This window comes from Pseudonocardia sp. D17 (genome assembly GCF_036984265.1).
In the GTDB taxonomy this organism is placed as follows: Bacteria; Actinomycetota; Actinomycetes; order Mycobacteriales; family Pseudonocardiaceae; genus Pseudonocardia; species Pseudonocardia benzenivorans.
On record NZ_BPRG01000033.1, the window covers coordinates 94785 to 116518 of the forward strand.

Below are 21734 nucleotides of genomic sequence, written 5' to 3' on the forward strand. Positions count from 1 at the left end.
CCGCCCCGGGGCCGGCCGGGCGTCACTCAGCGCCGGCCGGCCTCGGCCAGGTCGTCGGTGCAGTGGAGCCGGACCTTGTAGTAGGCATCGGTCGTGAGCCAGTTCGTCGCGCTGGAGTTCAGCGGCCCCGTCTTCGTCCCCGTGATCAGGCTCCAGTGCTGCGGGTCCCTCGGATCCGGCGTCAGCTCCCACCCGGTGATCGAGACGCCGATCGGCCACGGCCGGCTGCTGTCCCAGGGGCTCTCGAGAATCTCGAGCCCGGGCGGCAGCGTCGTGAAGTCCGGTGCGTACTTGTCCTTGGTGAGGTAAGGGTGGTCGGCCGGACAGCTGTAGGCGGGGACCGACTCGCTGGTCCAGCCCTTCATCAGACGCCACTCGCCGTCGACAGTGATCGTCCCGGAGGCCGCGGTCGGCGACGGCGTGCTCGCCTGCGCCGCCGTCGCGCCGAGCACCCCGGTGACGACGACGCCGACGGCGACGGCCGCTGCACGCCGGCGCCAGCGCCGGCCGCGCCCGGGGGTCTGTTCCTGGTTCGTCATGGCTCCTCCTGGTGGGTGTGTCCGTCCGGCGCCCTCCGTGTCGGGGCGTCCGGTGTGACCACCATCTCCGAGACGGCCAGGTGCGACCGTCGTTCGATCGGACCCCGCCCAGGGGGATCCCCCACCCCTCCGATCGGCCGACACCGCGCCCACCGATGGGCCGGGCTCCGCCATCCGCGGCGGGCCGTGAACCCGACACACAACACTGACACCCCGCATCCGGGTAACGACGCGCAGTGCACGACCGAGCAACCCGCCACACGCCGCAAATCCGATGCGGTGCGCCAAGGGGGGACGTCATGGCCTTTCCGCTCGGAGGAGCCGAACTCGGCACGCCACGCTGCCGAAAGGCGAATCCTCCCGGGAGCAGCGGCCTGCACCCCAGCGCCTACGGCCCGCCCGCGGGCCGCTGGCCCGGCACCGACCTGACCTACTCCGTCGACCCTTCCGGCGGCGGCGTCGAGTACGACGCCGGCGGCAGACTCTCCTCACAGAACATCGCCGACTGGATCGCCGATGCGTTCGAACTGTGGGCCGATGCGTGGTCCCCGCTCACCCTGACCCGCGTCCCGCCCGACAGCAACCCGCCCGCCGACATCAGGGCCGCCTTCGTCGGCGCGGACGTCCAGCCCGACTTCTTCGACACCAGCAGCGTCGGGAACGGCGAGTTCCCACCCGACGGGACGATCCATTTCACGACCGCGCGCAACTTCACCGCGACCTCGATGAAGGCCACGGCGATCCACGAGATGGGTCACGCCCTGGGGTTGACCCACTCCGGCGACGAGGCGTCGGTGATGTACCCGTTCGGCCTCGACGTGGTGGTCATCGACCAGGACAGCCGCGACGCGATCAACGACGTCTACGCGCCCTGGTCGCCGCAGGCTCAGCTGGGCGACCGCGCCACCGACGACCGGCCGGCGCTCGCGGCATCGGGGTTCGCGAGCTTCGGCGGCAGCAGCCGCGAGCTCAGTGCCGTCTGGCGCGGGTCGAACGGGGACCGCACGATCTACCACTCCCGGTTCCGCGCCGGCTCGTGGACACCGCAGGAGCGCATCGCGGGCGCAGCCTCGACCGACGGGCCGGCGCTCGCGTCCTACGACCTTCGTGACGGAACGCCGTCGACCGGGCTGATGATGCTCTGGAAGGGCGCCGCCGGTGACTCCACGCTGTGGTGGAACGTCAACCCCGGCAACGGCTGGAGCCAACCCCGGCAGATGCCGGGCGCCGGCACGAGCGCGCGCCCCGCGTTGGCCTCCTTCACCGACTCCGTCGCCGCCTGGAAGGGTGCCGGCGACGACACCGGCATCTACTGGTCACTGTGGCAGGCGGGCGGCTGGGCTCCGCAGCAACGCGTTCCCGACGCGGCATCCGGGCACGGCCCCGCCCTGGCGGTGCTGAACCGCCGCCTCTACCTGTTCTGGCGCGGGGTCGGGGACGACCACGCCCTCTGGTACAGCTCCCGCGGTTCCGGCGAGGACCAGCTCTGGCAGCCCCGCAGGCTGATCCAGGCCGAGGACTTCAGCCTCGACATCGGCGGAGGCGTCTGGATCACCCCCGGGTCCACGCACGGACCGGCGGCCGCGCACCACGTCGACCGGATCCTCCTGGCCTGGAAGGGCGTCGAGGGCGACTCCGGCATCTACTGGTGCGCGTTCAACGGTCGCGAGTTCTCTCCGCAGATCCGCGTCGAGGACGTCGGAACCAGCCGCGGCCCGGGTCTGGGTAGTCTCGACGACCGCACCTTCATGATGTGGAAGGGGGTCTCCGGCGACAACACGCTCTGGTGGTCCCTCTACTGACGCGCACCGTCAGGCCGTCACCGCGCAATCCGCTTGCCGGTGGCAGGTCCAACGGGACCGTACGCGCCCCAGTGGGGCAATTCGTCCGAGGGTGAAACGCCCTGATGAGAGCCGCCTTTGGGGCGTCGAACCCCAGACCTACGCACTAGGAGAATGACGATCGGTGTGTTCAGGGTGCCCGCTGAGTCCATCGGCGCACGTCACGCCCTTCCTCGTGAACACCTGGACACCGGGCGCCGTCGTTTCGTTCCACGAACCGTTCCGCGGCAAAGATCGTTGCGCCGGTCGCTGAGACCCGCTCCGCGGCACGATCCTCGACGCCGCCGGCAGCGCATTCGACCGCGTCACGTGGTGTCGTCTCGAGCCACTCCGCGACCCGGTGACCTCGTCGATGTCGATACCGGTGTCGCCGCCCTCCTCGTCGAGCGGATCGAGCAGTTCCTCGGCGGCGATGTTGCCGGTGGCTCGCGGGGTGAACGGGCAGCGCTCGATGCCGCCGACCGGCTCGTTCCGCAGCCTGTCCCGGGGGCCCACCTCACAGATCGGGACAGACATGGGCGATCTCCTCAGTGACGCAGGCCGGCCTGCTTCAGCAGGGGTAGAACGTTGTCGCCGAAGTAGTCGATCTCCTGGTTGTAGTCGAGCATTCCCATGATCATCCCGTCCATCCCGCCGATGTCGTGGATGCGCTGCATGTCCTCCACGACCTGCTCTGGGGTGCCGACAATCGGGTAGCCGCCCCAGCCGGCGATGAAGCGCTCCTGGTAAGACGCGAGCTGCGAGGCGAAGGACTCGCTCTGCATGCCGAGCACCTTCATCACGTTGTTCGCGCCGTCGCGGTCGCCCATGTCGACGATGTGCTGGAAGTCGCGCTTGGCCTCGTCCTCGGTGTCGCGGCAGACGATCAGGCCGTAGGTCATGGTCTGGATCTCGCGCTGGTGGTCGTCGCGCGCCTTTGCCTTCAGCTGTGAGGTGTAACCGTTCATCGTCTCGACCGTGTCCATCGCGGCGAAGTTGACGTCGACGTTGCGGGCGGAGAAGTCGATGCCGGACTTGGAGTTTCCTGCATTGATCAGCGCCGGGCGTGGGCCTTGGTAGGGCTTCGGGTAGGACTCGACGTCGAGGCTGGTGAAGTCCTGGGTGACGAAGTCGAAGGAGCCTTCCTCCGTCCAGAGCTTGTTCACGAAGTCGATCCACTGCTGGCCGTAGACGTAGCGCTGGTCGTGCTCGCGCTGCTCCGCGCCGAACATCTCCATCTCCGGAGTGAACCAACCCATGACGAGGTTGAGCCCGAAGCGGCCGTGGGAAACGTGGTCGGCAGTCGTCGCCATCTTCGCCGCGACGATCGGGTGCACCGTGGGCAGGTGCGAGGTGGCGAAGATGCCGATGTTCTCCGTGAGCGCGGCCAGGCCGGTCGCCCACGTATAGGTCTCGAAGCAGGTGCCGTTGAAGTTGGTGGTGCTGCCGAAGCCGCGCCAACGGGCTACTGGCACGAGGGCCTCGAAGCCGAGCCTGTCGGCCTTCTGCGCGATCTCGAGCGTGTGTTCCCAGGTCGGCTCGTAGGTGGTCTCGGCGTGGCTGATGGTCAGCCCGTACGAGCAGTTGGTGCCGAACAGCCCGAGCTTGAGCGGCTGGTCGTTGAAGATCGGGTGTGTGGTGCGACCGTCGGCGACCGGTGTGCGCTGGTTTTCCGGCCGTGGAGTGGCGGGGGCGAGACCCAGACGTTCTGCTGCGCTGCTCACGGGGGTGCTCCTCGGGTGTGCGGAGTTGATGGGGATGCAGGTCAGTCCGCGAGGCCGACGGCCCGCAGCGCGCCCTGTGCAACGACCATGTCGTCGTTGTAGTGCCCACCGCTGACGCCGATGCCGCCGACGATCTCGCCGTCGACGACGAGGGGGTAGCCGCCGCCGAAGGTCACCAGGCGGGGTGTGTGCGGGATCCCGATCCGAAGCGGTTCGTCGTCCTTGATGAACTCGTGCCACTGGTCGGTCGGGATGCCGAACGCGACGGCCGTGTAGGCCTTGTCCTGCGAGATCTGCACCGACAGCAACGGCGCCCCGTCCATCCGGACGAACGCCTTGAGGGTGCCCTCCCGGTCGCACACCGTGATCACCATGGGCCTGCCGTTCGCGGTTGCCGCCTCGACCGCCCGGACGACGAGCTCCTGGGCGAATTCTGCGGTGATCGTCGAGACGCTGGCGGTCCTGGTCACATCGGTCATGTCACTGCTCCTCGGATGGGGAATCGGTTCATCGGACGGACCAGCCGCCGTCGATGGGGATCGCGGCGCCGGTCATGAACGTCGAGTCGTCGCTCGCGAGGTAGAGCGCGAGCGAGACGATCTCCTCGGAACGGCCGAGCCTGCCCACGAGGTGGCCGTCCTCGAAGCCCTGCCAGATCGCGTCCTTCTCCGCCAGCCCGCTGATGAAGTTGCGGGGCATCGGGGTGTCGACGACGCCGGGGCAGATCGCGTTGACGCGGATGCCGTACGGCGCGAGGTCGACCGCCGCGGCCTTGGAGAACATGGCGAGCCCGCCCTTGGCGGCGCCGTAGGCTGCCATGTTCTCGAACGCCACGAGCCCGCCGACGGACGACACGTTGATGATCGAGCCGCCGTGGTCGAGCATCAACGGGGCGATCTGTTTGGTGAGCAGGAAGACGCTCTTGAGGTCCACGTCGTGGACCAGGTCCCATTCCTGCTCGGTCGTCTCCAGCAGCGGCTTGCCCAGGATGATTCCGTGGTTGTTGTAGAGCACGTCCACCTGGTCGAACCGGGCGCCGACCTCACCCGCGAACCGCTCGCACCCTGCCGATCCGGACAGGTCCGCGGCCACGAATGCGAAGTCGTACCCCTTGCCGCGTAGTTCCTCCGCGAGCTGGGTACCGGCCTGCTCGTCGAGATCAGTGCCGAGTACCCGGGCGCCCTCCTCGCAGAACAGGCGGCACGCGGCCTGTCCCTGCCCACCGGTGGCGCCAGTGATGACGACGTTCTTGCCATCGAGCTTTCCCATCGGACTTCTCTCCTCGGATGTTCCGCGCGCGGCCCACTGCCCGCGCTGTTCCCCGGCGACGATCAGGCCGCCGTAGATCTCCTCGTTGTGCTTGCCGAGCTCCGGTCCCAGCCACCGGACCTCGCCCGGCGTGCCGGACAGTCCAGGTGCCACGGTCGGCGTCGGGAACGAGCCGAGCCGGTCGAGCCGAACGATCGCCTGCCTGGCCCGGAAGTGCGGGTCGTCGACCATGTCGGCGGCGGTGTAGGTGAGGCCGGCAGGCACGCCGGCCTCGTGCAGCGGACCCAGCAGGTCGTCGGCATCGAGCGTCCGGGTCCAACCGGCCACGAGCTCGTCGAGCTCCCGCTGGCGCCGAACGCGCCCGGTGTGCGGTGATCCCGGCCAACGGACCCGCTGCCCCGCCATCCGTCTGCTGCTCGTCAACCGGCATGCAGGAGAGCCTGCGGCGCACACCCGTGGGCCGAGTATCCCGGAAACGCACGATCCGAGGTCACCACGCGCACGCCCACCCGGGATGTCCGCTGCACGCACCGGTCGTGTCCGGGAAACGCACGTGCGGCCCGGTAGCAGTGCTCCGGTGCTAGCGTCGGCCGGACCGCCACCAGGTCGGGACGACGGAGTCCGGTCACGATGACACAGCAGGCAGAAGTGATCCCGGGAACAGACCCAGCGCCGATCCGCGAGGCACACGACCTCGCCGAAGCCAGGCACCACATCACCACGGTCTACATCCCCCACGAGCTGACCTCGCACGACAGCCGGCCACTGGACTTCAGGCTCGCCTACCTCCACTCGCGGCAGCTCACCCTCGGGCACCTGCGCTATGGAGCCGACGTCGAGCTCCTCTGTCCACCCATGCTCTCCTGCTACCACGTCAACCTCACGCTGGCCGGCAGCACGCAGGTGCGCCAGGGCAAGCGCTCGGCGGCGACCGACGGCGGCCGTGGTGGAGCGGCGTTCGGCTTCGCCGAGCCCTACCTCGTGCGGTGGAACCCGGACGCGGTGCAGTACGCGATCAAGATCCCCCGGACGGCCATGGAGGGCCAGCTCGCGGCCCTCACAGGCCGACCGGTCGACGCACCCATCCGGTTCGACCTGGGTTTCGACCTGAGCTCCGCGCACGGGCAGAGCCTGCTCGCCGCGGTGCGCCACCTGAAGGCCGAGCTCGCGCGACCAGGCGGCACGGCCGAGCTCCCCCTCGTCCGGGCGCAACTGGAGTCCTACGTCATCAGCCAGATGCTGCTGGTGATCCCACACGACCACCAGGACCTGCTCGCACCCACCGGCCGAGCGGCAGGCCGCACCCACGTCCGCATCGCGATGGAGTACGCCGACGAGCACGCCGCCGAGCCGATCACCGCACCTGACCTGGCCCGGGCCGCGTGCGTGAGCATGCGCGCGCTGCAGGTGGGATTCCGTGAGGAACTGGGTGTGTCGCCGGGCACGTACATCCGCAACGTGCGCCTGGATCGGGCCCGTCAGGACCTGCTCGCGCGCCCCGAGGGTGTGCCGATCAGCGAGATCGCCCACCGCTGGGGGTTCCACCACCTGGGCCGTTTCGCACAGCATTACCAGCGCAGATTCGGCTTCTTGCCGTCCGACACCATCGTCACCGATGAGACTGCCCAGACCTTGGTCGACCCAGTTCGGTAGGACGGTCAGGCGGTCGAGCCGTATCTCGAACTCCGCTGGGGTCAGACGACCAAGGCCGGGCGGGAACCGACCACGCCTCCGTTGCATGAAAAGCTGCGCTGACCTGCGCGAACAACGTCAATACGTTCCACGCACCATGCCATACGGATTTCAAGATCGCTCTACAGGCCGCGGACCTGCGGAAGGTGGAGCCGCCTTGGGGAGTCGTACCCCAGACCTACGCATTACGAGAAATCTCTTCCATGGAGGCGCCGCAGGCGTCGGTCGCATCGGTGCAGTTCAGACGCTCGCAAGAGAACACGGCAGGCATCGTCGGACGCAGTTGGAGGCCACGACAGAGGCCATGACCATTCCCCGAGCCGCAGGCTCAGCGGGCCGCATGCGAGGCCAGCACATCGTCCATCACCCGCTCTTCGTGGACGATCAGCCGTGACGCCTCGAAGGCCGTCGCGAGCGCCGCATCCCATGGGGTCGCCGGAGTCACTCCGCCGTCGCGTGGCAGCTCGACCCCGTTCGAGGACGCGACCACGAGCGCCGCACGATAGTCCTTCGCGCTCATGAGAAACGGAGCACAGCCCGATGCAGCCACGCGGGCTGCCATCGCCAGGCCCGCGGTGTCGAAGTCGCCGTGGTAGCGCAGGTCGGCGCCCGACGAGCGCAGACCTGCGATGCACTCGGACGGCGCCGTGGTCGGATTCCCATTCGTGCACATCACCGCGGCAGGAAGGCGGCGCTGAGCCGCGGCCTCGACCAGGCGCGGGTTCTCGACGACGAGCACCCGAGTCCCGTCCGGCACGCGCAGAGGTTCGGCGCGCAAGGCGACGGTCGACAGATGCAAGGGCAGGCCCGCGCCACGCATCGCGCGCGAGGACTGCGCGACGGCGCCCTCCCCGAGCAGCGGCAGTCCCCAGGTCAGGACGGGTGCGGACACCAGGTCGAGAGGCATCCCGGCCCGCTCCCAGACCACTCGCTCGGACTCGGGGCCGTCCCGAGCGATCAGAGCCCTCGTCACGAGGACGGCGATGCGCTCGGAGGAGTCCAGCGCGTGCGCATTGCCGAGGAGCAGCGCTGCAAGCTCGGTGCGACTACGGCCTGTCCCTGCGTGGCGGAGTACCCGCGCGGTATCCATAATCAGCGTCCGGACCTCCTCGGGTGACTGGCGCGCGAACAACCCGTCGGTCCAGGCCGAGTCGCCCCACCCGACCGCCCATGTCGCATCCGGGAAGGCGGCCTCGACCGCGGTGTCGACGGCCGCGCGACGGAGCCGGGTGGCCTCCTGATGAGCAAGTCGTGCTTCCCGACGCCCCGACGGCCGATGGCCGAGGTCGGTCAGCGCACTGACGAGATCGGTCCGGGAGAGCCTCTCGACGGCGGCAGCGAGCTCGGCGAGCGGAACCGAGCGCCGATCCGCGGGGATCGGCCGCTCGAGGAGGACTCCCAGGCGCCGGCGCCCCTCGGCGGGCAAGAGGGGCAGGGCCAGGCGGCCACGCCACTCCAGGCCGTTGCGGTCGAGCGCAGCGCGGACGGCCTCCCACAGCGGCGTCAGCTCCGAGACGGCGAGGAAGTCGGTCACAGCAACATCATCGGCGGATCGTCGTCCTCGTCGTCGACGACCACGGCGGGGGCGAAGCGCGCCGCCGCGGGCTTCGGCCGGACGATCCCGGCGGCGTCGACGGCGACGAGCCCCATCGCCCGGAGGAGCTCCACCGCCTCCTGCCGCAGGGCGGTGGGGTCGGCGACCGCGTCCTTGCGCCAGAACCGTCCGTAGCGCCCGACGAGGTGCCCGACCTCGTCGTCGAGTGCCTTCTGGTCGGCGCCGTCTCGATGGTGGTCCCTGAGCGCTGCGAGGAGGAGCAGGGCGACGTGCGCGGTGGTTCCCGAGCGAGGGAAGACGATGTCACTGAGACCGCCGTCGACGTCGATCGCCGCGAGGCCCTCGGCGCGAGCCTCGATGCGGAGCCCGAACATCTCGTCCAGGAACCGGACCTCCTCGCCGACCCGCCTGCGCAGCTCGGCCCAGTCCTCGGCGCTGACGTCGTCGGCGTAGAGCACCGGGTCCTCCACCAGCCTGCGGCGCAACGCAGCACGCCCACCCGGGTCGGTGCTCCGCTCGATCAGCTCGGCAGCCGACTCGGCGCCAACGAGGGCAGGGGTATGCAGCATGAGCAACCGATCGTTGCGGATCTCCAGCAGGGCGTCCGACCGGCCGTCGGACTCGTAGGCTGCGACGGATCGGTCCAGCTCGCGCACCACGCCACGCTCGATGAGCCACCGCAGGGCGGTGACCAGCGTGCGCCGCTCCGCGGACCCTCCGTCGAGGGTGATCCCGGCGTCGGCGGCCGCGGAGCGGAACTGGAGGACGAGGTCACGCAGGCTGATCCGGTCCGGGCCCGCTGCGGTGGCCGCGAGCACCAGGGTGAGCGCCACGTACTCCCGACCGGTGAACGGGCGGCCCGTCCGCGTGCGCAGCGGGCGATCGTGCGGCAGGTGCCCGCTCTTCGTCAGCCGCGCAGTGTCGGCGTCGACGACGAGGCGATAGCCGAGCCGTTGGGTGAACCAGCGGTCGAGCACCTCGGCATGCCGGCGGATGAGCAGGAAGAGTGACGGGTCGGTCTCAGCGGGCCGCCAGGGGTCAGCGAGCAACGCCCGAGCGGCGGCGATGCGCTCGGCGGGCCGATGCGGATCGTCACGCATCGGCGGCCATCACGGCGATCCCGAGCTCGTGCACGACCAGCGTGCCGGCGGGCGTGCTGACCGTAGTGGCCTCGCCCGCTCGGCGTTCGACGATGCACCGCGTCCCGTCGGCCTCCGCCTCGCCTTTCTCCCCGGTCGGGCCCATCGCCGCGACCGCAGGACCGAGGAGCCGCTGCAGCGCGCGCAGTGCCGATGTCGACATCGCCGTGCCGTTCGCGAGGGTGCCGTCCGATGCGGCAGCGGCGAGGAGCTCGGCGCGCGCGGCAGCGGTCGCCTCCTCCTTGGCACGACGCCGGGCCAGGAGGTGCGCGCGCTGCACCGACCGGTCCGCGACCTGCCCGGAGCGGCCACGGTTGGTGGTGTCCCCTCGCTCCCGCAGGCTGACCGGGATGTCCGCGGTCGGCGCTGTCCACCACGAGGTCACCGACGGCACCGGATCGTCCTGGTCTCCGGGCGCACCCCCGAGGTGTCGGCTGCCGAACAGGCCGAACGCCGCTCCGACGAGCCGATGGAGCTCGTGGGGCCGTTCCCGGGCCGCGGCGTCGAGCCACGAGGCCAGGCGGAGGTAGTCGGCGCGCCGCGACGACCCGGCCACGCCGGAGCGCGACAGCCGGGTGAGGTTTTGTGTCAGGGTCCGGACGGCGTTGACGGCGTCACGGCCGAGGGTCGCCACCCTGCTCGGGACGCCCGGACGCCCCCGGAACCAGTTGCCGAGGTTCTCCCAGTCGGCCGGGGTGCCGCCCTGCCCGGAGCGGACCTGCACGTCCGTGAGACCGGCCTCCGCCACCCGAGCGGCCAGGCCGTCACGCGCCCTCGCGACGACCACGGGGATCAGGGGCTCCAGCTCCGCCAGCAGCCTCCCGATCGGCCGGGCCTTGCGCTCCAACGACTCCAACCGCTCGCCGACGTACCCGACGAGCACCTCGGAGAAGAACGCGAACTCCGACTCGTCCAGATCGAAGCGGGCCTGCCATTGGTTGATCGCGGCGAAGAACTGGGTGATCTCGGCGGAGAAGGCGCGGTGTGGGTCGAACACCGCCCGCACCGCGTCGGCCAACGTGGCCGGCGAGGCCGCCCGCACGTCCAGCCGCAGCAGCGCCTCCAGAGCGGCGGCCAAGACGTCCAGCCGGCCGAGCGAGACGTCACGCACGTCGTCGACCTGGGCCAGAACGTTCTCGACGAGCTCGTGCACCTCCTGGCCGACGCGGGTGATGAGGTAGCGGTTGCGGCGCTTGTAGTAGTCGGCGACGGTGCTCACCGCCCCGACCGACGCCGACACCTCCAGGTTGCCCCAGTTCCGCAGGCTCTCCAGGCGCACCGCCACCGTATCCACCGGCAGCTCGATGCCGGTCGCGGCGAGGCGTGCGGCCACGTCCTCCGGGGTGAGCTCAGCAAAGAAGGTCCCGGCGAAGATCCCGAGGATCGAGCGGTAGTCGGGGCTCTCGGTGACGTAGGCGAAGACCTCGGTGCGGCTCATGCCGTCGCCAGCTCCGTACGCTGGCGACCGTCCCAGTGGTAGTGCAGCAGCGCGATGGTGCGCAGGTCCGCGTCTCGCAGGACCTCGGTGATGGCGAGCTCCGGGACGCTCGCGTGGGTGCCGAAGAGCCGCTCGCTCGTCACGATGAAGTCCAGGTCCAGTCCCACGAGCAGGCTGAAGAGGCCCTCGTGGTTGTCCTCGGACACCTTGGCGAACGCGTCGTCCAGCATGATCAGCCGCGGCGCACCGATCCCGTTCGGGTCGTGTGCGGTGGCCGACACGGACGCCGCCGCGGCCATGGGCAGGTAGGTGACGAGCTTCTTCTCCCCCTCCGACAGCCGGGAGCGCCTGCTGAGCAGCTCGTCCGGACGGCCCGGGCGGCGCAGGTAGACCCGCAGCTCGTGCCAGCTGCGGTAGTCGAGAACCCGCCCGATGACGTCCCGGTAGGACGCGTCGGTGTCGGCGGCGCGGGCGTCCTCGACCAGCCCGGACACCGCCACGCGCACGGCGGCGTCCTCCTCGTCGCTGCGCGCGTCGGGATCCTTCGCCATCAGCCGCAGTGCCGTGGCGGTGTCCGGGTCGAGGTCCCCGCGGTGACGCCAGTCCAGTCGGACACCGATCCCTAGGCTCGTGGTCACCGCGCGAAGGATGGTGTTCATGCCCCTGACCAGCTCATCAGCCTCGAAGAGGGCCCGGGCCACCTCCCGCGCCACCCGGCCGTGCAGAAGGTTGCGCAGCGCCTGATCCTGCTGGGCGGTGAGCAGGCCCTGAGACCGGCGGAGGTCGGCCGCGACCTGCTCGGTCGCGGCGAGCAGTACCCGCCGCCCGTAGGGACCGGAGACCTCGATGGCGACGGGCGCGCCGTCGCCGAACCGGCTGGTGCCTGCGTCCCAGCCGGCCCCGAGCGAGTCCCGCACACCGCGGAGCGAGCGGTCCAGTGCGCCCTCGTCGACCGGCCGTTGCGGGTCGGGGACGGCGGCCCGCACCGCTGCCACCAGCTGGGCGGCGCCTTCCACGGTGTCCGGCAGGTCGGGCAGGTCGTCGGTATCGTCCGCGCGGGCTGCGGAGAACAGTCCCGGCACCCGAGTGACCTCGAGCAGAGCTGCCCGCGCGTCTCTGCACCCCTGCTCGGAGCGCTCGACCTCCCCCTCGGCGGACAGGGCCGTACTGCGAGCGGTCGCGGCGGCGCCGATGGCCTGGTTGTGCGCGGCGCGGCGGGCCTTGATCTCTTCGGCGAGACCGTCGCGCCGCGCCTTGGCGGCGTCGACCTGCGCCGCGACCCGCTCCGGCTCCTCGCCCAGCGAAGCCTCGGTGGCCGAGAGTGCGGTACGCGCCGCCGTGGCTCGGTCGCGGGCCTCGACGGCGCGGTCCTGCGCGGCTTCGAGGCTCTCGGACTCGGCCTCCCACGCATCGACGGCCGATGTCCAGTCCTCCAAGGACCGCCGAGCCGTGTCGACCCGGTCGGGGAGCCTGCGCAGGACCGCGTCCGTCTCGACGAGCGCGCCCCGGATCTCGTCCAGAGCCTCCGCCTCCAGCCGCAGGCCTGCCTCCGCCGCACCGGTCTCGGCGGTGGCCCATGCGCGCTCGGCCGTGCGTTCGGCCTCGATCGCCAGCGTGCGGTCCCGCGCGGCACGCTCGCCGGCACGTACCGCATCCTGCACCGCGCCTGCGGCGACCGCGGCGGTGTCGTCGACCCGCCGCGCGTCGGGGATCTCGCCACCCAGGCCGCGCAACACACGGCGCCACTCGACCAGAGCATCGTGCACCTGCTGGTGGGCGCGCCGTCCATCGACTGCCACCGCCAGGTCGGCCTCCAGCTCCGCGATGCGCCGGAGGCGGGCGGCCGCGCGGGATCCGGCCCCGATGAGCTCCGCGGCGGGCTTCCTGTGGCGCCCGCGCAGCGGGCCCGCGCCGAAGCGACCGTCCTGCGCCACCCACAGCGCAGCCGCGGAGGACGCCCCGAGCCCGATCCTGGTCAGCGCCGCCGCCACCGCCGCCGGGTCCACACCCTCCGGCGGTGCCGCACCGAGGACCTCGGCGAGGTTCGGCTCCACGGCCGGGCCGGGCCCGAGGAGCAGCTCCCCGTCCGCGGCGATCAACTCGCCGTCGGCTCGGATCGTGGCGGTGAGCAGGCCTGCTGCCTCGCAGGCGGCCTCAAGAGCGGCCCGCGCTCCGTCGTCGAGACCGGGGAGGAAGTCGACGACCGAGGCGAACAGGACGGCATCCGGCGGCTCCGCGCCCTGCCATACAGGCCGGGTGAGTGGGAGCTCCCTGGCCTCACGCACCTCCACAAGCTCCCGGTTGAGCGCGGCTACGTCCGCGGTGGCTCGTTCCCGGCGCAGCGACGCCGCGGCCAGCGCCGGCTCCAGCTCAGTCTCCGTCTCGGCGACCGCCGCGGCGGCCCCGGCGAGCCGCAACCGCGCCGACTCGCGCAGCTCGTCACCTCCCGGATCCACGGCCGCGGGGACGGTCAGCCAGCTCGCGCTGCCGGCGGGGTTGGCGGGTGGGATCGCTCGGACGTGCTCGGTCAGCCGCCCCCACCATGCGGCGACCGCGGCTCGATGGTCTGCACCCGCCGCCTCAGCGGTGGCTCGGGACTCCGCGGCCGCAGTACGGGCCTCGTCAGCCATCTGCTCGGCCGCACGCGCCTCGCGCTCCGCCCGGGATGCCGCCTCGGTCTGCTTCTCCGACTCCGCGAGCAGGTCACTAACTCGGGCGACGTCCACTCGTCGGCGCCGCACCGCGTCAGAGACCACGGTGGTCGTCACGTGCGCGAGCGGCTCTGCGTCCGGTTCCGGTCCTTCGACGCCGCCGCGGAGGGTCCGAGTGCGGAGCGCAGGAGCGTCGGGCAGCGGGGCGACCACACCGGCGGCCCGGCCGTGTCGGGCCGCAGCCGCGAGATCGTCGCTCACCATCTTGAGATCACCGTCGACCCGGCCCCGCCGGGACCGCACGAGGTCAACGGCAGCGCGCACTCGGCGCGCTGCCTCGTTGCGAACCTCCTCGACCGTGTCCGCCTCCGACTCGAGGCTTCTCACCTGGTCACGACGGGCGAGGAGCGCGGCGAGCTGCTTGTACGCGTCGGAGTCAAGCAGACCGGCGAGGGTGGAGTCCGCGGTGGCGTGCTCTCGCTCCAACTGCCCCACCTCGTCACGCAGCCGAGCCTCTGTCGCGTCCGCTGCGTCGCTGGCGGCGCGCAGCCTGCCGCGGAGCTGGAGCGCGGAGCGCGCGGTCGTCACCGCCGCGGCTGTGCGCTGGTCCGCCGCACGCAGCACCCGGCGGGCGTAGTGCCGGTAGGTCTCGAGCATGCTGTTCAACGCCCGGTCGGTCTGGGCGAGGGCGCGGACGTTGAGCCGATGGCTCTCCAGGTCCTCCAGGGGCTGAGCGGCGTCGGCGACGGCGTCCTCCGGGACCGGTGGCAGGGCGTCCAGCAGCCTGCGGGGCAGGTCCGCGTCGATCCGGTCGCCGACCCTCGGGTTGCGCACCTGGTGCAGCAGGGCGAAGTAGCCTGACGGGTCTGCCCCGCCGAAGAACCGCCTGGCGATCTCGGCCCGGTACTCCCTGACCTGGCTCTGGGTGAACACAGCCTCGCTTCCCAGCTCGGCCCGCAACGCGTCGACGGCGAGGGGCACGCGGCCGTTGGTCAGCGCGAAGTCGATCCGCGCACGTCGCGGCGTGGAGAACCACCACGTTGTCGCGCGGTCCGTGCTGCGGTTCGCACGGATCCCGCAGCCGACTGTGTGATGGCGCGTACCGCCAGCCACCTCCGGATCGGGCCGGGCGAACTCGATCCACAAATAGCCGGTTCGTTGCGTCTCGTCGTTGTCGGCGAGCATCCAGGACTTCAGCACCCCGGTCTGCTCGCCCGCGGCGTCGATCCGCCGGGTGTCCGCCTCCAGCAGGAAGGGCAGCAGCATGTTCATCGCTGTCGACTTGCCCGACCCGTTCACCCCGCGCAGCAGCAGCCGGCCACCGGCGAAGTGCAGGGTCTCGTCCTCGTACTGATAGACGTTGAGGATCCCGGCACGGGAGGGACGCCAGCGAGCGTCGGCCACCACCGTCATCCAGACCTCCTGAGATCCTGCGCAGAGAGCGTGACACACAGCACCGACAGTCACGCCCTTCACCTCGCGCACCGCAGCAGTCGAAACCCCCACGGATCAGCGCCCGCACCTCTCAGTTGTAGATTACGCAGACCAGAAACTTCAAGTGTGTGAGCGGGTGTCCGACTGTGTTGCCCTTTCATCCCGAGCCTGACCTCGTCGACGCCCGTTCCACACTCCGGCACGCCGTGGACGCGGTCCTCGCGAAGCTCCGGACCGGAGTACTGCCCGACGACGCCGAGCTCGAGCATGTCGACATCAAGGAAGAAGCCGGACGGCGTGGCAGCGGAGGGGCACTTCTGGCAGGTCAAGCGCAGAACACCGCCGCCGCCGCGCAACTCGCAGACGAAGTCGCCTGCTTCGCCAACACCCCGGGCGGCGGAGCATTGATCGTCGGCATCGAGAACAAGACCGGCGACCTGCTCGGAACCGCGCTGGACCGCGACTGGCTCCGACACGGCATCTACACCCGTGTCGACCTCGCCCCGGACGTCGAGGAACGCGAGGTCAGCGGAGTCCGTCTCCTCATCCTGTACGTCGCATCAGCTCACGAGCCCATCGAGGACACCAGCGGTCGGATCCGCTGGCGGGTGGGAGCCAACTGTGTCCCGGTAGACCGCTCGGAGTGGTGGCTGCATCGCCACAACCAGGCCGGGCACGACCGCATGGCCGCCGTCACGAGTCGCACCGTCGTCGACGTGAGTGACGGCGCGATCGTGGCGGCTCGCCGCTACCTTCGCGACGCCGGTTTCGAACACCATGCCGGCGAGCCCGTCGCCGATCTCTTGAGACGACTGGGTGTCCTCCATCCCGACGGACACCTGACCCAAGCGGGCGCTCTCCTGTTCTGCCCTGCTGACCGCACCTACCTCTCGGTGACGGCCATCGACGTAGAGGGCGGAGACGTGCTCCTTCGCCCCCCGGACCTCACGGGCTTGAGCGTTCTGGAGCAGTTGTCAGCAGTGGAGGACCGCCTGAGCTCACTCAATACGGAGGTCACCCTCCAGGGCGGCTTCGCGGAGTCGACCGTCCGCCGGCTACCACCCCGGGCGGTCCGCGAGGCCGTTCTCAACGGCCTGGTGCACCGTGACTGGTTGTCGTCCGACCCGGTGACGATCACGTGGATCGACGCCGACTCGGCCCTGCAGGTCATCAGTCCTGGCGGCTTCACGGGCGGCATCACGGCCGCTACCGTCCTCGCCCAGCGCTACGCCCGCCACCCTGCACTCGCCGACCTCTTCAGAGCACTCAACCTGGTCGAGAAGCAAGGCATGGGCGTCGACCGCATGTACCGGGAGATGGTCGCGCTCGGCCACCGACCGCCCGTCATCGTCGAAGAAGACGGGCCGCGGGTCAGGACGCGGCTCGTCGGCGGCCGCCCCGTCGTCCCGGTCATGGCCCTCACCGACCGCATCGAGCCTGCCGTCCGACGACGCGACGTCCGAGTCGCTCTCATCGTCGACCACCTTCTCCGCCAGCCGTTCGCCACCCCTGACCTCATCGCCGACCTCCTTCAGCGCACACCGCAGGAAGCGGCGGAAGCCCTCGACACCGCGACCACCGAATGCCGCGTCGGGTCTTCACCACTTCTCACACGGTTCAAGGACGTCCGGACCCTGTCCCCAGCCGCGATTCGGGTCGTCGAGAGCGCTGCCCCCGCTGCCGACCGCCGGGCCCGTGGAATCCTGACATATCGACGCCCAGACGACCCCGGAATGGTCGCCCGCTTCTGGCTGGCCGCCCATTCCCGGATCACATCCGGCGACTACGCAACGCTCACCGGCCTCACCCAGACCGGCTCGCTGAACCACCTCGACCGTCTCGTTGCCGACGGAGTCCTCGTACGAGGCGACGGCAAGGGACGGAACGCGCATTTCCTGGCCGCATGGCCGTAGACGCGAGACACCTGGATCCGGGGGCGCAGACCGGACATGCCAGTGCTGCCGGACGAGCCCATGCCGAGCTACGCACCCGGGAGGCCACGAAGCCGTCGGGGCAGGAATCGACAGGTCGCCAACCTGCAAATATGGAGCCGCCTTGGGGAGTCGAACCCCAGACCTACGCATTACGAGTGCGTCGCTCTAACCGACTGAGCTAAGGCGGCGTGTTGCGTCGTCAGTCTACCGACCCCTGCCTCCGCCCCCACAGGCCCCCGCCGCTCACCCCCGACCTGCGGGAACGGCGACGAAGGCGGCGGTGTCGTAGTAGGTGCGGAGGCCGGAGATGCGGTCGCCGGCGAGCGTCAGAAAGGTGGAGCCGGCGTAGTCGATCGGGGTGCCGTCGGCCAGCGAGCCGCGGCTCTCCCACTCCAACGCCGCACCGGCGGGGTCGGTGCTCTCGACGGCGTTGCGGAAGGCGGTCCGCACCTCACCGAACCGGGCCCGGTACTGCGCCCAGAACGCGCGGGCGTCGGCGACGCCGCCGCGGCCGTCGAGGCGATGCAGGACGGCGTCGTCGGTGAACAGCCCCGCGAGCGGGTCGACGTCGCCGTCCTGCTCGAACCGGCGCAGCTCGGCGACGAAACGGCGGACGGTGGCGTCGGCGATGTGGTTGTCCTCGAACTGCTCGAAGTCCATCGGGGCCGCGTACCCGGGCGGGCGGGCGTCAACCCCGATGCAGGGAGAGCAGCATGTTCTCGACGGCGATCTCGGGTTTCACGTTGGCGTTCAACGCCTCACGGCACGCGAGGACGGCCTCGAGGCGGCGCAGCGTCGACTCCGGCGTCCACTCCCCGGCGGCGCGCCGGATGTCGGCGAGGCGGTCGGGGTTGGTCAGGGGGACCTGGGCGCCGCTGCGGGTGACGAGGACGTCGCGGAAGAAGCCGGCGAGGTCGATGATCGCGCGGTCGAGGGCGTCGCGCTGGTTGCGGGTGGTGCGCGACTTCTGGCGCTTCTCCAACTCCCGCTCGGCGGCCTTCGCGCTGCGCGCGGCGGCCGCGATGCCCTTGCCGACGCCTCCCGCGCCCATCGCGACGGCGAGCTCCTCGCGTTCCGCGGCGTCCCGGCCCTCGGCGATCTCCGTGGCCTCGGCCTTCGCCGCGGCGACGAGCTTGCCCGCATAGGCAAAGGCGTCGCCGATGCCGCGGATCTTCATCGGCAGGTCGAGGGCCTCGGCGCGGCGACGGCGAGCCTCCTCGTCGCGGGCCAGCCACCGCGCACGCCCGACGTGCCCGCCCGAGACCGACGCGGCCCAGGTCGCGGTCTCGGGGTCGAGACCGTCGCGCGTCGCGAGGACCTCGGCGATCGCCTCGGCCGACGGCGTGCGCAGCGGGACGGGACGGCAGCGGGACCGGATGGTGATCGGGACGTCCTCGGGATGATCCGATGGCGCGCAGAGCAGGAACACCGTGTCGGGGGCGGGCTCCTCGACGGCCTTGAGCAGCGCGTTCGCGGCGCGCTCACCGAGCCGGTCGGCGTCCTGGATGATCAGGATCTGCCGTCGCCCGGTGCTGGGGCGGCGGGCGGCGAGCTGGACGAGGCGTCGCATCTCCGCGACGGAGATCGAGAGTCCCTCGGGGACGACCTCACGGACGTCGGCGTGCGTCCCGGCCAGGACGGTCCGGCATGAATTGCACTCCCCGCACCCGCCCTGCGGACACTGCAGGGCGGCGGCGAAGGCGCGCGCGGCAGTCGAACGGCCCGAGCCGGGCGGGCCGGTGAACAGCCACGCGTGGGTCATCGAGGACGGGTCGGCGACGGCCGCGGAGAGCTCGGCGACCGCGGCGGGCTGGCCGACGACGTCGCGCCAGACGGTCATGACGCCGCCGCGTCGTCGTCCCGGGTCGCCGCGAGGGGACGACCGGCCAACGGCTCGGTCGGCGCCTGCCCGGCCGATGCGCCGTCGGCGCTCATCCGCTCCGTGCTCGTCGCCTCGGGATCGACGTGCCCGGGGTCCATCCGCCCGGAGCCCATCCGCCCGGGGCCCGTCGACTCGAAGCCCATCCGCCCGGGGCCCGTCGTCTCGGGGCCGTCGCGCTCGGGGCCCGTCGGCTCGGGGCCGCTGCGCTCGGGCCTCATCCGCTCCGTCGACCCGTCCGCGCGGGTCTTCTGCAGCGGCACCGTCGGACCGCCGGAGGCAGGTGGGCGCAGCAGGGGTCGCAGGCCGTCGAGCACTCGCGCCGCGACGTCGTCGGGCGTCCCGTCGGCATCGACGACGACGTAGTGGTGCGGCTCGGCCGCGGCCATCCGGGTGAGCAGCCGCTGCACCCGGACGTGTTCCTCGCCCGCGACGCCGGCGGGGGCCGCGGTGCTGCTCGGCGCGCGGTCGAGCAGGACGGAGACGTCGGGCCGCAACCGCCCGGTCGCCCAGGAGACGAGGTTCTCGAGGTCGCCGGCATCGAGGACGGCGTCGTCGCGCTCGGACTCGACGCCGTACTGGGCGAGCGGGCTCGCGAGGAACCGGTCCATGACGACGACCGAGCCCCCGGCCAACGCGGGCCGCACGAACCGCTCGATCGTGTCGGCACGCACGGCCGCGACGGCCAGCGCCTTGGCCCGGACGCCGGAGTGCTGCGACTCGGCCTCGGCGGTGCGGACACTGTCGTCACCGGGTTCCACGACGTCGTAGCCCTCGGACCGCAACGTCGCGACCAGGCGCCCGGCCTGCTCGGCGGTCTCGGCGGGCGTCGCGCCCTCGACGGCGACGAGCACGCCGGAGCCGACGCGCCGGTCGCCGCGGCGCAGCGCCGCCAGGAGATCGGGCAGGAGCGGTTCGGTGCGCCGATCGTCCATCTGCCGGTACGCGAGCATGCCGACGACGGCCGCGACGAGCCCGCCCGCGAACATCACCGTCCGGGTGCCGTCGATCACGAAGGGGTAGCCGAAGAGGTCGATGCGCCGCGCGCTGACGAGCCCGACCAGCACCGGGACCAGCGACATCGAGCCCAGCAGGACCACCCGCACGAGCGACTGCACGAACGCGACGACGCGGCCGCGGACCTCGTCGGCGACCTGCGAGCCGATGATCGTCAGGCCGGCGAGGAACGCGATGCCCGCGAAGCCGCCGACGAGCGCCACGGTCACGATCGCGACGAGCAGGTGCGGCGACAACGCCACCAGCACGAGCGCGACGCCCGCGGCGACGATCGCGGCGCCGAACAGCCGGTTGTGCGGCAGGCGCCGGGCCAGCCGCGGCGCGGTGCCCATGCCGCCCGCGAGCCCCACGAAGATCGCGACGAACAGCACGCTGTACGCGGCGTCGCCACCTCCGAGGCTCGAGGAGTACAGCTTCGCCGACGCGATGACCGCACCACCCGCGGCGAAGGCGCCGATGATGCCGATGACGAGCCCGCGGATCAGCGGCGTGCTGCCGACGAACGCGAACCCGCCGCGCAGCAGCGAGAACAGGCCCGGCGGGCTCTCGCCCTGCCGTTGGGCGGTCCGGCCGGAGATCTCCTTGATGCGGAACCACACGGTCGTCGCCGTCAGCAGGTAGGCGCAGCCGTTGATGACGAGCGCGACGTAGACGGTGGTCAGCGGGGAGTGGGAGTCGAACAACGAGCCGGCGCTCGAGATCACCGAGAACAGGCCTGCCGCCGTGATCACCGCGACGCCGTAGGTCATGACGAGCGCGAGCTGGTTGGCCGTCTCGACCTGGTCGGGCCGCCGCAGCAGGTTCGGGACCGACGCGTCCTTGGACGGGATCCAGAACAGCGAGCAGATCTCGATCAGGAAGGTCGCGGCGAACAGCCACGGCAGCGAGCCGATGAGCGGGATCGACACGAACAGGCAGAACCGCAGGACGTCGCAGACGACCATGACGTGCCTGCGGTCGAAACGGTCGGCCAGCGCGCCGGCCAGCGGACCGAGGATCAGCGCGGGGAACAGCTTCGTGGCGACGACGCCGCCCAGCGCGAAGCTCTGCGCCTGGTAGCCGGTCGTCAGCTGGGTCGCGAGCGAGGTCAGCGCCAGCAGCGAGAGCCAGTCGCCCGTCGAGGAGACGGCGGTGACCAGCCACAGTCTGCGGAAGGCAGGGATCGACAGGACGGCCCGGACACGGTGCGACGTCGGGGCCGACAGCGCCGGGTCACCGACCGGGGTGGCCTCGGAAGCGATCGCTCCTCACCTCCTCGGCGGGGTCCGGCCGGCTGCCGGGACCTGTACCGGCATCGGCGAGAGAGAACCGGTCATCGGTTCACGAGGGTAGACGGAACCGGACACCGCGCGTCGGGACGGTCGGGGAACGCGGGCCCGCGAGCCGTTCGACGGCCGCTCGCCGCCTGCAATCACGGGTTGAGCAGCGACACGATGAGCTGCACCAGGATCACGGTGAAGACGGCGACGAAGAACAGCGTGAAGAGCCGCGACCCGAGCCTGCTGCGGGTGTGCCGGGACAGCCCCAGGATGCTGGGTTCCGGCTCGACCGGTGGCCGGTGCGGCGGGCGAACGGCCCGGGCGGGCGGCGGCGGGCGCAGCCTCGGCGGGCCGGGGGCCGGCACCGCCGGCCGCGGCGCCGGC

16 protein-coding genes and 1 tRNA gene are annotated in these 21734 nt (G+C 71.4%); 3 read left to right on the forward strand and 14 right to left on the reverse strand.

Going from position 1 to position 21734, the window contains the following annotated elements; genetic code table 11:
* Positions 1-26: 26 nt before the first annotated feature.
* Positions 27-539: a hypothetical protein gene (locus tag PSD17_RS04975; RefSeq protein WP_013678449.1), complete on the reverse strand. Its 513-nt coding sequence runs from the start codon at positions 537-539 to the stop codon at positions 27-29.
* 299 nt (positions 540-838) lie between these two features.
* Between PSD17_RS04975 and PSD17_RS04980 the strand changes: the two genes are divergently transcribed.
* Positions 839-2341 carry a matrixin family metalloprotease gene (locus PSD17_RS04980; protein WP_296154160.1) on the forward strand — a complete coding sequence of 501 codons (1503 nt, stop codon included), beginning with the start codon at positions 839-841 and terminating at the stop codon, positions 2339-2341.
* Between the two features lie 138 nt (positions 2342-2479).
* Here the strand turns inward: PSD17_RS04980 and PSD17_RS04985 are convergent, their stop codons facing one another.
* Genes PSD17_RS04985 through PSD17_RS05000 form a run of 4 tightly spaced genes read right to left on the reverse strand, consistent with a single transcriptional unit; the run spans position 2480 to position 5757 of the window.
* Positions 2480-2896, reverse strand: a complete 417-nt coding sequence (locus PSD17_RS04985) for a hypothetical protein (RefSeq protein ID WP_339121833.1) — start codon at positions 2894-2896, stop codon at positions 2480-2482.
* 11 nt (positions 2897-2907) lie between these two features.
* Positions 2908-4083 carry an LLM class flavin-dependent oxidoreductase gene (locus PSD17_RS04990; RefSeq protein ID WP_339121835.1) on the reverse strand — a complete coding sequence of 392 codons (1176 nt, stop codon included), beginning with the start codon at positions 4081-4083 and terminating at the stop codon, positions 2908-2910.
* A 41-nt stretch (positions 4084-4124) separates the two neighbouring features.
* Positions 4125-4562, reverse strand: coding sequence for a GlcG/HbpS family heme-binding protein (locus PSD17_RS04995; protein ID WP_339121836.1), 438 nt, complete (start codon positions 4560-4562; stop codon positions 4125-4127).
* Positions 4563-4590: 28 nt separating this feature from the next.
* Positions 4591-5757 (reverse strand): SDR family oxidoreductase, encoded by a 1167-nt coding sequence (locus tag PSD17_RS05000; protein WP_339121838.1) that lies wholly within the window; start codon positions 5755-5757, stop codon positions 4591-4593.
* 225 nt (positions 5758-5982) lie between these two features.
* Between PSD17_RS05000 and PSD17_RS05005 the strand changes: the two genes are divergently transcribed.
* Entirely contained in the window at positions 5983-7005 is a 1023-nt protein-coding gene (locus tag PSD17_RS05005) for an AraC family transcriptional regulator (RefSeq protein WP_339121839.1), read from the forward strand.
* A gap of 367 nt (positions 7006-7372) precedes the next feature.
* Here PSD17_RS05005 and PSD17_RS05010 read toward each other — a convergent pair whose 3' ends face one another.
* The 4 genes from PSD17_RS05010 to PSD17_RS05025 are packed head-to-tail and all read right to left on the reverse strand — an operon-like array spanning position 7373 to position 15240.
* Positions 7373-8578: a TIGR02679 domain-containing protein gene (locus PSD17_RS05010; RefSeq protein ID WP_013678455.1), complete on the reverse strand. Its 1206-nt coding sequence runs from the start codon at positions 8576-8578 to the stop codon at positions 7373-7375.
* The gene (locus tag PSD17_RS05015; protein ID WP_339121843.1) at positions 8575-9699 is read right to left on the reverse strand and encodes a TIGR02678 family protein; all 1125 of its coding nucleotides are present in this window, start codon (positions 9697-9699) and stop codon (positions 8575-8577) included. The genes PSD17_RS05010 and PSD17_RS05015 overlap by 4 nt, the downstream gene beginning before the upstream one ends.
* A complete protein-coding gene (locus PSD17_RS05020) occupies positions 9692-11176 on the reverse strand; it encodes a TIGR02677 family protein (RefSeq protein WP_339121845.1) in 1485 nt (494 codons plus the stop codon). Before PSD17_RS05020 ends, PSD17_RS05015 begins: the two co-directional genes overlap by 8 nt.
* Positions 11173-15240, reverse strand: coding sequence for a TIGR02680 family protein (locus tag PSD17_RS05025; protein ID WP_339121846.1), 4068 nt, complete (start codon positions 15238-15240; stop codon positions 11173-11175). The genes PSD17_RS05020 and PSD17_RS05025 overlap by 4 nt, the downstream gene beginning before the upstream one ends.
* 227 nt (positions 15241-15467) lie before the next feature.
* On the opposite strand from PSD17_RS05025, the gene PSD17_RS05030 reads away from it, so the two are divergent.
* The gene (locus PSD17_RS05030) at positions 15468-17174 is read left to right on the forward strand and encodes a DUF5635 domain-containing protein (RefSeq protein WP_339121848.1); all 1707 of its coding nucleotides are present in this window, start codon (positions 15468-15470) and stop codon (positions 17172-17174) included.
* 132 nt (positions 17175-17306) lie between these two features.
* On the opposite strand, the gene PSD17_RS05035 is transcribed toward PSD17_RS05030, so the two are convergent.
* The 5 genes from PSD17_RS05035 to PSD17_RS05055 form a co-directional block, all read right to left on the reverse strand.
* Positions 17307-17383: transfer RNA gene (locus PSD17_RS05035), tRNA-Thr, on the reverse strand.
* Between the two features lie 55 nt (positions 17384-17438).
* Positions 17439-17855 (reverse strand): nuclear transport factor 2 family protein, encoded by a 417-nt coding sequence (locus tag PSD17_RS05040; protein WP_103384602.1) that lies wholly within the window; start codon positions 17853-17855, stop codon positions 17439-17441.
* 28 nt (positions 17856-17883) lie between these two features.
* Positions 17884-19035, reverse strand: coding sequence for a DNA polymerase III subunit delta' (locus tag PSD17_RS05045; protein ID WP_339121850.1), 1152 nt, complete (start codon positions 19033-19035; stop codon positions 17884-17886).
* Positions 19032-21332: a bifunctional MFS transporter/dTMP kinase gene (locus PSD17_RS05050; RefSeq protein WP_339121854.1), complete on the reverse strand. Its 2301-nt coding sequence runs from the start codon at positions 21330-21332 to the stop codon at positions 19032-19034. The genes PSD17_RS05045 and PSD17_RS05050 overlap by 4 nt, the downstream gene beginning before the upstream one ends.
* Positions 21333-21502: 170 nt before the next feature.
* Positions 21503-21734, reverse strand: a 232-nt coding sequence (locus PSD17_RS05055) for a hypothetical protein (RefSeq protein WP_339121852.1), incomplete at its 5' end; no start/stop codon positions are given.

Bases quoted from the DNA above. Each gene is read 5' to 3' on its own strand.
- PSD17_RS04975 (WP_013678449.1), bottom strand. From the start codon at position 539: ATGACGAACCAGGAACAGACCCCCGGGCGCGGCCGGCGCTGGCGCCGG.
- PSD17_RS04980 (WP_296154160.1), top strand. From the start codon at position 839: ATGGCCTTTCCGCTCGGAGGAGCCGAACTCGGCACGCCACGCTGCCGA.
- PSD17_RS04985 (WP_339121833.1), bottom strand. From the start codon at position 2,896: ATGTCTGTCCCGATCTGTGAGGTGGGCCCCCGGGACAGGCTGCGGAAC.
- PSD17_RS04995 (WP_339121836.1), bottom strand. From the start codon at position 4,562: ATGACCGATGTGACCAGGACCGCCAGCGTCTCGACGATCACCGCAGAA.
- PSD17_RS05000 (WP_339121838.1), bottom strand. From the start codon at position 5,757: ATGGCGGGGCAGCGGGTCCGTTGGCCGGGATCACCGCACACCGGGCGC.
- PSD17_RS05005 (WP_339121839.1), top strand. From the start codon at position 5,983: ATGACACAGCAGGCAGAAGTGATCCCGGGAACAGACCCAGCGCCGATC.
- PSD17_RS05015 (WP_339121843.1), bottom strand. From the start codon at position 9,699: ATGCGTGACGATCCGCATCGGCCCGCCGAGCGCATCGCCGCCGCTCGG.
- PSD17_RS05020 (WP_339121845.1), bottom strand. From the start codon at position 11,176: ATGAGCCGCACCGAGGTCTTCGCCTACGTCACCGAGAGCCCCGACTAC.
- PSD17_RS05025 (WP_339121846.1), bottom strand. From the start codon at position 15,240: ATGACGGTGGTGGCCGACGCTCGCTGGCGTCCCTCCCGTGCCGGGATC.
- PSD17_RS05040 (WP_103384602.1), bottom strand. From the start codon at position 17,855: ATGGACTTCGAGCAGTTCGAGGACAACCACATCGCCGACGCCACCGTC.
- PSD17_RS05045 (WP_339121850.1), bottom strand. From the start codon at position 19,035: ATGACCGTCTGGCGCGACGTCGTCGGCCAGCCCGCCGCGGTCGCCGAG.